Genomic DNA, 9,878 nt, shown 5'->3' with positions numbered 1-9,878 from the left:
AGAACGGAAATGGGTGATTTCATGCAGATGAGCGATCGCATCGGAAAACGAATGAAGCTGCACGACCTGCATGTGCTCATGGCGGTGGTGCAGGCCGGCAGCATGGGCAAGGCGGCGCTCATGCTCGATACGACCCAGCCCAACATCTCCAGATCGATCGCGGAGCTTGAACATGCGTTCGGCGTCCGCTTGCTGGATCGCCACCGGCGCGGAATTGAACCGACCGAGTGCGGCCGCGCTTTGCTCGATTGCGGCGCTGCCGTCTTCGACGAACTACGCCGCGGTGTGAGGAGCATCGAATTTCTGGCCGACCCCACCGCCGGCGAGGTGCGGATTGGAAGCACGGCCTTTCTGGCGGCGAGTTTCGTTTCCGCTCTCATCGATCAGCTCTCCCGGCGTCATCCGCGGATCAGATTTGAGCTCGTGACAGGCTACATGGAGGCACTGCACCGCGACCTGAGCGAGCGCAAAGTCGATCTGCTAATCGTGCGGAGCAGCGGCCCGCTCACCAACGAGCGGCTGCATTTCCAGCCTCTTTTTGAAGATACCTATGTCGTCGCAGCGGGTGCTAAAAATCCATGGGCGCGGCGACGCAACATCCAGCTCTCCGATCTCGCGGGCGAGCGATGGGTCCTACCACCCCGGGAGAGCGTGATCGGATCGATCATCACGCAGGCCTTTCGCGGCAGCGGTTTCGAGTATCCGCGCGCGACGGTGGTCACTGATTCCCCTCATATGCGGGTAAGTCTGCTTGAGACGGGGCGATTCATCACGGTCTTCCCGGCTTCCGCACTGACATTTCTCGCCAAGGATTCGGCGCTCAAGATCCTGTCCGTCGAACTGCCGGCGGCACGTCGACCAAACGGGATGGTCACCGTCAAGGATCGTGCCGTCAGCCCGGTTGTACAGCTCGTCATCGACTGCGCCCGTGAGCTGGCAAAGCCGATGACGAAACGGTGATAAGCAGCATGTCTGCTTGTGGCCTTTCGTGAACCCACACAGACTCGAGATATTCCCGAGCTTGGAGCCCCAGCGGACGTGGCAATTGCTGCGAGCGGATGACAACGCGGAGCGCGACCTGCCTTCACTCACACGAACGAAAGCGCACGTATCTGGTGCGGTCGTCGCGGTACGGACAACGAGAACCTTGTAAGACATTGATCCTCCTGGCCCGGCAGTTGTCGCATTCTTAAAGGGTATTAACCAACTAGGACCAAGGTTAGGATGAAAAAATCCCTTTGAAGCCAGTAAGCTTTTTAGCGCGACATCACACCCGCGTTAAGCCGCTTCGTTGTCCTGCTCCAACTGAAAAAACTCGGCATCGAGGTCGACGGACGGTCGTGTCCACTTAGCCAAAGCACGCGCGGCGAGCTTCTTGCGGTCAGCGTTCTTGGTACAGAGCCTGGCCATCTGGCAACGTACAGTGCGGTGCAGCAGGCTGCGTCCCTAACAGCAATGCAATTTTTCGAACGAAGCGTCGATCGTACAGGACGGCGTTGCGCCGTGCCCATTCCCACGCCCAGCGCTCGCGTACAATCTGGTTCTTGTTGTACTGATTGCGACCCTTGATATGGCCTAACTCGTGCAGCGCTATAGCATAAGCGGTAGGCGACCTGATGTGGGGAACGCGGACGAGCTCGAACTCGCCGCTGATCGCCAGCGCCTTCGATGGCCGCTTGCACCAACTGATCTGAATTTCGTTTGCGGCGCATAGGTGTAGGAAATGGCCCTCAAGATCAGCATTGGTGATCATAATACTAACCTGTGCAGCGCCGCTATTTGAACCAATAGGCCCTGCTGATCCCGTCGGATTGATAGAGATCAAGGACCTTGTCTAATCTGGCCCGAACCTGCGCTAGATCAACTTGTCGGGGGCCGTTCGCTGGCACTTTTGCACTTATGGAGACTTCGATGGCCATCAAGGATGTTTTAGTCGCTCTGACCAGCTATCCCGATCCGACGCCGGTCGCGGTAATTGATCGCGCCGTGTCGCTGGCCTCTGTCCTTGGCGCCCACATCGCGGCTATCTCATGCGAAGCTCATGTGCAGATCCCCGGGAGCTTCCTGGGAGGCGCAGGCAATGTCGGAGCGATTGTGGCCGACGAGGCGCACAAGAGCAGAAAGAACGCGCAGGATCTACTCGCGGTGTTTGAGGCGACCGCCCAGAAGTCCGGCGTGCTGTATGAGATCATACTCGAGCGCTGTTTGACGTTCGAGGTGCCGAACATGTTGGTGGAATATGCGCGGCTGCGCGACCTGACCATCGTCCCGGTGCCAGAATCCTACGATCAATGGTATGCTGAAGCCATCATCTTCGGGGCAGGGCGACCGACCCTCGTAATTCCTGAAGCGCCGTCGTCCAGAACAGTCGGCCTGAATAGGGTGCTGGTGGCGTGGGACTTCAGTCGTGCAGCGGCACGCGCAGTCTCCGATGCGATCCCGATCTTGGAGAAGGCGCACGAGGTTTGTATCCTTACGGTGGAGAACGAGAAAGCAATTCCAACTCGGCGATCGGCGGCCGAACTGGCCAAAAACCTGTCGCGGCATGGCATCGACGTGAGCGTCGCGGAGGTTGACGCCGCCGGACAGGCCATCGGCGACGTTCTCGCAGCGCAGATCGAGTCCCGCAGAGCGGATCTCCTCGTCATGGGCGCCTATGGCCATTCGCGCTTCCGTGAGTTCATATTGGGAGGCGCAACCCGAAGCATCCTGACGAAGCCGCCGATCCCCGTGCTGTTGTCCCACTGAACCGCGGAAGGTAGACTGCGAGCACCGCTTATTCCCCCATAAGCCCATGGACGCCAATCCGGTCAGAGAGGATCAGAGAACAGTCCCGGTGTTTCGCGCCCGAGGGCTTTCGAAGACCTATCGCATGGGAGAGATCGACGTGCATGCGCTGCGCGACGTTGATCTCGACATCTTCGAAGGCGAGTTCGTTGTGCTGCTGGGGCCGTCGGGCTCGGGAAAGTCGACCCTTTTGAACATCTTGGGTGGTCTGGACAGCCCGACCTCGGGCGAGGCCCGCTGGCGCGACCACAACCTGGTGGGTGCGACGGATGCCGAATTGACCAGTTATCGGCGTGAGCACGTCGGATTTGTCTTTCAGTTCTACAATCTCATCCCCAGCCTCACGGTGCTGGAGAATGTCGCTTTGGTGAACGAGATTGCGGACAAGCCGCTCGATCCGCTCGAGGTGCTAGCGCTCGTTGGGCTGGAAAAGCGGATCGACCACTTCCCTTCGCAACTGTCCGGCGGCGAGCAGCAGCGCGTCGCGGTCGCCCGCGCCATCGTCAAGTCGCCGGACGTGCTGCTGTGCGACGAGCCGACGGGGGCTCTGGACTACGAGACCGGCAAAGTTGTGCTGGCGGCGATCGCGCGAGCCAATGAGCGTCTCGGAACCACAACGATTATCATCACCCACAATGCCGCGATCGCGGGGATGGCGGACCGTGTGCTGCGGCTCGGAGGCGGGCGGATCGTCGGAGAGGAACGCAATGCGCACCGACTGTCGGCCGACGAGGTGCACTGGTGAGCCTGCTCGATCGAAAACTGCTGCGCGATATTGCCGCAATGCGGGGCCAGGTGATCACCATCGCCTTGCTGGTTGCCGCCGGCGTCGCCGTCTTCGTCGGCTCCGTCTCGACTTACGACTCACTCAGTACGGCCGTGGAGCGCTTCTACGCAATCGCGCGATTCCCGGAGGTCTTCGTAACGCTGAAGCGTGCGCCGCTATCGATCGTTCCGCAGCTCAACGCCATCCCCGGGGTTGCGACGGTGGAAGCCCGTATTGTTCGCGAGGTCATCGTGGACTGGCCGGCCGCTTCGCAGCCGGTCTCGGCCCGCATGGTGTCGCTCAACCAGGCCGGCGACGAACGGCTGGCCCGCCTGCATCTGCGCCGCGGCGCGGCGCCTGAACCGGGCTCCGCTAGGAGCGCGGCGGTCAATGAAGCGTTCGCCGAAGCCAACGGCGTGAATCCCGGTGATGACATCCGCGTGCTGCTCAATGGCAAGGTGGAAGCCTTTCGCGTGTCCGGCGTCTCGCTCTCGCCAGAATATGTCTACGCCGTCAAGCCGGGCCTGCCCATTCCCGACGACCGGTTCTATGCCATTCTCTGGGTCGACCGCAGGGCGGCGGAAGCCGCCTTCGACATGAAGGCGGCCTTCAATGATGCCGTCATTTCGCTGGCACCGGGTGCCGATCCGAAGCCCGTGATCGACGAGCTGGATCGGCTGCTCGGACCGTATGGATCGGTCGGCGCCGTCGCGCAGCGGGATCAGCCCTCCAACCGCTTTCTCGAAGATGAGCTGAACCAGCAGAAGGTGATGTCGACCACCATCCCGTTCATTTTTTTCGGCGTTGCGGCGTTCCTGCTCAACGGCGCATTGGCCAGGCTGGTGGCGGCCCAGCGCGAGCAAATCGCCGCGTTGAAGGCGTTGGGCTTTCCAAGCGCTGCGCTGATCCTGCACTATCTGAAGCTCGTCCTCGTCATCATGCTGATTGGATCTGCACTTGGAATTGCGACCGGCTGGGCCTTCGGAAAGGCGATGATCGCGAGCTATCAGGGGTTCTTCCGTCTGCCGGAGCTGCCCTTCGGGTTCACGCCTTGGTCGGCGATGCTGGGAATTGCGATCAGCCTGACGGCGGCTTCCCTCGGAGTGTTGACCGCACTACGGCAGGTCGTCCGCCTTGCGCCTGCGGTCGCAATGCGGCCGCCAGCGCCGCTGGGTTTTCGTCGGTCTTGGATTGAAGCGTTGTTGCCGCGCACCGCGGCCAGGTCACGCCGGCTGATGATCCTGCGGAATACTGTGGGACGCCCATTCCGTTCGCTGCTGACCGTAGCCGGAGTGGCCTTCGCGATCCCGATGATGGTGCTGGGAATCTTTTGGCGCGACGCCATCAACGAAATGATCAACCTCCAGTTCAACCTAGTCGAGCGCGGCAACACGACGGTGACGTTTCCGCACCCCATGGATCGCTCCATCATGCGCGATCTGGCGCGCGAGCCCGGCGTTCTCGTGGCGGAAGGGCAGCGCATCGTGCCGGTGCGGCTTCGCGCCGGACAGCGCAGCTATTTGACGTCCGTGATCGGCCTCTCTGCAGGGGATCAACTGCGCCGACCGCATGACGCCATGCTGCGCCCGATCGCGGCCACGCCCGACGGGATCGCCCTTACCCGGCGGCTTGCCAAGCGGCTCGAGGTGAAGGCCGGCGACGTCATTGCGGTCGAGGCAATGGAGGGCCGTCAACGCAAGCGCGATCTCCCGGTCAGCACCATCGTCGACGAGTCGATCGGAATGGCATCCTACATGGAGATCGAGACCCTGAACCGCTTCACCGACGAGGGGGATGTGATCTCGGCTGCGAGCCTGTATGTCGAGCCGACGGCGATGCCTGCCTTGGGTCGAAGGTTCAAGAACCTCCCGACTATCGAGTCCGTGACGATGAAGGCGTATACGCTCTCTTCCTTCATGGAGAAGATCGCCGGTCTCGTGTTCGTAACGGCCGGCATTCTCGCCTCCTTCGCCACGATCATCACGGTTGGCGTGGTCTACAACAGCGCGCGCATCAGCTTGCAGGAGCGCGCCTGGGAGTTGGCCAGCCTGCGTGTGCTGGGCTTCACCCGCGGCGAGGTTGCCGGCATCCTGTTCGGCGAGTTCGCCATCGAGATCGTGCTGGGGATCCTGATCGGCTTGCCGCTCTCTCACGCCGTCATCGGCCTGATAGCAAGGCTTCACTCCAACGAGAGCTTCCAGATACCAGCCGTGATCGCGCCGCAGACCTATTTCATCGCGGCCGGCGTCGTGCTGGCCGCGGCCGCCGCCAGCGCCTACATCGTGAAAGGCCGTGTCGATCGGCTCGACCTGGTTGCGGCTCTCAAGACCAGGGAATGAGTATGCATATCACGGGCCGCCATATCGGGATTGCCGCTGGGCTTCTGGTCGTCGCCGGAATTGCGGCTTGGCTCTTGCTCCCGGCGACGGTGCCGATCGAGACTGCTACAGTGGCGAAGGGAAGGTTCGTCGCAACTGTCGATGAAGACGGCAAGACCCGCGTACGCGATCGATATGTGGTTGCCGCGCCGCTTGCCGGTCGGCTGAGCCGAATTCGCTTCAAGGTCGGCGATCAAGTTCGGGTCGACGATGCCGTCGCGACGATTACCTCGTCACCTGCACCGTTGATGGACTCCCGAACCCGCCGCGAAGTCGAGGAAATGCTGGGAACGGGCGAAGCCAATCTGGAGCGTGCCAAGGCGGTGGTCGAGCGGGCTCGGGCCCAACGCGATCAGACCAATACCGATTTGGCGCGGACGCGAACCTTGGCACAGCAAGGGGCAGCAACCGCGCAGGCGCTCGAGCGTGCAGACCTTGCGGCGCGTCTTGCCGACCGCGATCTGCGCGCGGCGGAGTTTCAGGATCACGCTGCCGAGCATGAGATCAGCCAACTGCGCGCTCTGCTGGCACGATACAGCAACGATAGTGCCGGGCCGCCGGAAGGCTGGAACGTAGCATCGCCGGTCGCCGGCGTGGTGCTGAAGGTTGCGCAGGAGAGCGAGACGATCGTTCAGCCGGGCACACCGCTGTTGGACATCGGTGACGCCAGGGATCTCGAAGTCGTAGTCGACGTTCTCAGCACCGATGCAGTCGAGATTCGCGCCGGTGCCGACGTCAACATCGATCACTGGGGCGGGGAAGGAAAGCTCAAGGGCCGAGTTCGTCGGGTTGAGCCAGCAGCCTTCACCAAGATCTCGACGCTCGGCGTCGAGGAGCAAAGGGTCAATGTTCTCATCGACATCCTCTCGGCCCCGGAGCAGTGGGCGCGGTTGGGCGATGCCTATCAGGTGGATGTTCAGATTACCGTCTTCGCGCGGGACGATGCGACGATTATTCCGGCCGGCGCGCTGTTTCGTCGCGGGGAAAGCTGGAACGTCTATGTCGCGAAGGACGGGCGCGCCGACTTGCGCGAAATTGAGCTGCTACGTCGTTCCGGTCGATTTGCGGCCGTTGCATCGGGCCTTAGTCCAGGGGAAGAGGTGATTGTCTATCCCAGCGACCGAGTTGTACCGGGTGTCCTCGTCGCACAACGATCGCGTTGAAGGTCGCTCATTCAGGGACGCTGTCCGGGTGAATCTAAGTGTGGCGGTCCTTTAGTGGCCCAGATTTTCTTTATTGCCCCGCAACCGCCAGTCGCGGCCAGCTTTGCGGTGATCCCAGTCCCTCTTGTCCATCATTTCCTGTAATCGATGCGAATCCTTTTGGTTCATCGCCTTTGGCCGAGCTTCGCCGTTCGTCGGAGCTGACAAGGAACGTTCGGGCTTTGCTATCTCATCGGCGAGGCATGCGGCGCCAGATGACAGCAGGAAAATAACCGCTAGGAGTTGAACTAGAATACGCATGGTGGCCTCCAGTAACAAAGTATCGGCCCAACGGTCGGACAGATGTTGATCCAGGTCATGGCTGCTGCCGCTTAAGGACGCGTTCTGGATGGCATTCCTCGTCTTAGCGGTTGATTCTGCTCAAGCGACAAAGCTGGTTTTGCGGAGAAAGTGCGTCCGTGTAGCGATGGAACGAAGCCATGTCGTTTGAGCGGGTCCTGCGGTGGGCCCTTGTTGCGATTGCAATCGCAGGGTTGACCGCGGGTATTCTTGCGCGAGTTTCCGGCCGCCCTGATCTGGCGGATATTGCATGGGAACTCGGCACCGCGCCCGTGATCGGCGGACTGGCGGTCTCGATCGTCAGGGACCTTCTGGGCGGTCGGTTCGGAGTGGACGCGATTGCGCTGTTGTCGATGAGTGCAGCGTTGGCGCTGGGCCACCCGCTTGCCGGCGCCGTGGTTGCGCTGATGTATTCCGGCGGCAACGTGCTGGAAGATATTGCGATCGCACGGGCGGAGCGTGACTTGCGCTCCCTGGTCGATCGGGCGCCGCGGCAGGCACACCGCAAGAGTGACGGGGAGATCGAGGAGGTTCCGGTTGACGCGGTCTCGGTCGGCGAAGAGCTCCTCGTAAGGGCCGGCGAGGTCGTGCCGGTCGACGGTATCGTTGGCTCGGTCTCGGCCACCATCGACGAGTCCGCGGTTACGGGCGAGCCGATCCCGGTCGAGAAGACGCGCGGCAGCGCGGTTCTCTCCGGCTCGCTGAATGCGGGCGAGATTTTCGAGTTGACCGTGACGGCGCCGGCCCGCGAGAGCACCTACGCCGGCATCGTGCGCATGGTGACGGCGGCGCAAACCGCGAAAGCTCCTTTTGTGCGGATGGCCGATCGTTTTGCGCTGATCCTTCTACCGGTAACGCTCGTCGTTGCTTTCCTGGCATGGCGGATTTCCGGTGATCTGACGCGCAGCCTTGCGGTGCTGGTCGCAGCGACGCCTTGTCCCCTGATCTTGGCGGCACCGGTCGCCTTTATCGCCGGGGTGGCGCGAGCGGCTCGGCGCGGTATCCTTGTCAAGGGTGGAGGGGCGCTGGAGGCGCTGGCTCGCGCTCACACGGTGCTGTTTGACAAGACCGGCACGCTGACCGTCGGAGGGGCGCGGTTGCTTTCGATTGAGGTCGCCCCGGGGGAGGACCCTGATGAGGTCCTCAGGCTTGGGGCATCGCTCGAGCAGGCCTCGCATCACGTGCTTGCCAAGACCGTCGTCGCCGCGGCCCTCGATCGTGGCCTCAAGCTGAAAGCGCCCGAACAAGTCAAGGAGACCATGGGCACCGGCTTGTGCGGCTTGGTTGACGGGCGCCAGGTCACCGCGGGCTCGCGGGAACTGCTTCGCTCGCACGGCGAACTGTCACCTTGGGAACTGCGGGCGATCCGGCGCGCTTCATGGCGCTCGGCACTGATCGTCTTCGTCGCCGTGGACGGGCATCCGATCGGTGCGCTACTGCTCGCAGACGAACTGCGGGCGGACACACCGCGCGCGATCCGCCTGCTGCGTGATGCCGGTATCGCGCGAATGGTGATGGTCACGGGCGATCGCGCGGCGGCAGCCCAAGCCATTGGTGCCGCGCTCGACCTCGACGCCGTGCTGGCCGATCGCGTTCCTGCGGACAAGGTCGAGGCGGTACGCACCGAACAGCGGCTGCATCCCACGATCATGGTCGGTGATGGCATCAATGACGCCCCGGCACTGGCCGTAGCCGATATCGGCGTGGCGCTCGGTGCGCGCGGCGCCAGCGCTTCATCCGAAGCGGCCGATGCGGTGATCTTGGCTGACCGGCTCGATCGCGTCAGCGAAGCGATCATCATCGCGCAGCGGGCACGACGCATTGCCTCGCAAAGCATTGTTGTGGGCATGGGGCTGTCCTTAGTGGCAATGCTAGCTGCCACCATTGGCTGGCTTGAACCGGTGCCTGCGGCCATCGTCCAGGAGGTGATCGACGTTGCAGTCATTCTGAACGCACTGCGGGCACTCACTCCGGCCCTTGCCAGAGGCGGGGCACGCATTACCGAGGAGCAGGGGTTGGCGTTGCATCACGATCATCAGTCCCTGCTCAGGGACCTCGATCGCTTGCGCAAGATCGTCGATGCGCTGGACGACGCGACGCCAGAAACTGCCGTGGCGTTGATTGCGGAAGCTCAGCGCCTTGTTCAGAGCAGCGTGGTGATGCACGAGCGCGCGGATGAGGACAGTGTCTATCCGAAGATTGCTGAGGTGCTGCGCGACCGCCACGGCCTCTCTGCGATGAGCCGTGCCCATCGGGAGATACTGCACCTTGCCCGGCTGCTCGCCCGGATCGTTGAGGACCTGCCGTCAGAGAAGATCGACCGCTATCTCACACGAGACGCCCAGCGCGTCATCGAGGCGATCGAAACGCTGGTGCGTATGCACACAGCCCAGGAGGAGGATATCTACGAAGCTGTGACGACGCAGGCGGCGGCGTAGCCCGCAA

General features: G+C 62.4%; 8 protein-coding genes. 6 read left to right on the top strand and 2 right to left on the bottom strand.

Going from position 1 to position 9,878, the window contains the following annotated elements:
* Positions 1 to 960, top strand: a 960-nt coding sequence (locus CK489_RS02670) for a LysR family transcriptional regulator (protein WP_210203128.1), incomplete at its 5' end; no start/stop codon positions are given.
* A 421-nt stretch (positions 961 to 1,381) separates the two neighbouring features.
* On the opposite strand, the gene CK489_RS02665 is transcribed toward CK489_RS02670, so the two are convergent.
* Positions 1,382 to 1,753: a hypothetical protein gene (locus CK489_RS02665; RefSeq protein ID WP_095731213.1), complete on the bottom strand. Its 372-nt coding sequence runs from the start codon at positions 1,751 to 1,753 to the stop codon at positions 1,382 to 1,384.
* Positions 1,754 to 1,911: 158 nt separating this feature from the next.
* On the opposite strand from CK489_RS02665, the gene CK489_RS02660 reads away from it, so the two are divergent.
* Genes CK489_RS02660 through CK489_RS02645 form a run of 4 tightly spaced genes read left to right on the top strand, consistent with a single transcriptional unit; the run spans position 1,912 to position 7,094 of the window.
* Positions 1,912 to 2,748, top strand: coding sequence for a universal stress protein (locus CK489_RS02660; RefSeq protein ID WP_095731218.1), 837 nt, complete (start codon positions 1,912 to 1,914; stop codon positions 2,746 to 2,748).
* Positions 2,749 to 2,794: 46 nt separating this feature from the next.
* A complete protein-coding gene (locus tag CK489_RS02655; protein ID WP_095731212.1) occupies positions 2,795 to 3,532 on the top strand; it encodes an ABC transporter ATP-binding protein in 738 nt (245 codons plus the stop codon).
* A complete protein-coding gene (locus CK489_RS02650) occupies positions 3,529 to 5,892 on the top strand; it encodes an ABC transporter permease (RefSeq protein WP_198960814.1) in 2,364 nt (787 codons plus the stop codon). The genes CK489_RS02655 and CK489_RS02650 overlap by 4 nt, the downstream gene beginning before the upstream one ends.
* 2 nt (positions 5,893 to 5,894) lie before the next feature.
* Positions 5,895 to 7,094 (top strand): efflux RND transporter periplasmic adaptor subunit, encoded by a 1,200-nt coding sequence (locus CK489_RS02645; RefSeq protein WP_095731217.1) that lies wholly within the window; start codon positions 5,895 to 5,897, stop codon positions 7,092 to 7,094.
* Between the two features lie 51 nt (positions 7,095 to 7,145).
* Here the strand turns inward: CK489_RS02645 and CK489_RS40520 are convergent, their stop codons facing one another.
* Positions 7,146 to 7,394, bottom strand: coding sequence for a hypothetical protein (locus tag CK489_RS40520; RefSeq protein ID WP_143278078.1), 249 nt, complete (start codon positions 7,392 to 7,394; stop codon positions 7,146 to 7,148).
* A 179-nt stretch (positions 7,395 to 7,573) separates the two neighbouring features.
* Here CK489_RS40520 and CK489_RS02640 point away from each other — a divergent pair, with 179 nt between their 5' ends.
* Positions 7,574 to 9,871, top strand: coding sequence for a heavy metal translocating P-type ATPase (locus CK489_RS02640; protein ID WP_095731210.1), 2,298 nt, complete (start codon positions 7,574 to 7,576; stop codon positions 9,869 to 9,871).
* Positions 9,872 to 9,878 lie beyond the last annotated feature (7 nt).

Origin of the sequence: Bradyrhizobium sp. UFLA03-84, assembly GCF_002289535.1 — a bacterium.
In the GTDB taxonomy this organism is placed as follows: Bacteria; Pseudomonadota; Alphaproteobacteria; order Rhizobiales; family Xanthobacteraceae; genus Bradyrhizobium; species Bradyrhizobium viridifuturi.
This window is presented reverse-complemented; position numbering and strand designations above follow the sequence as displayed.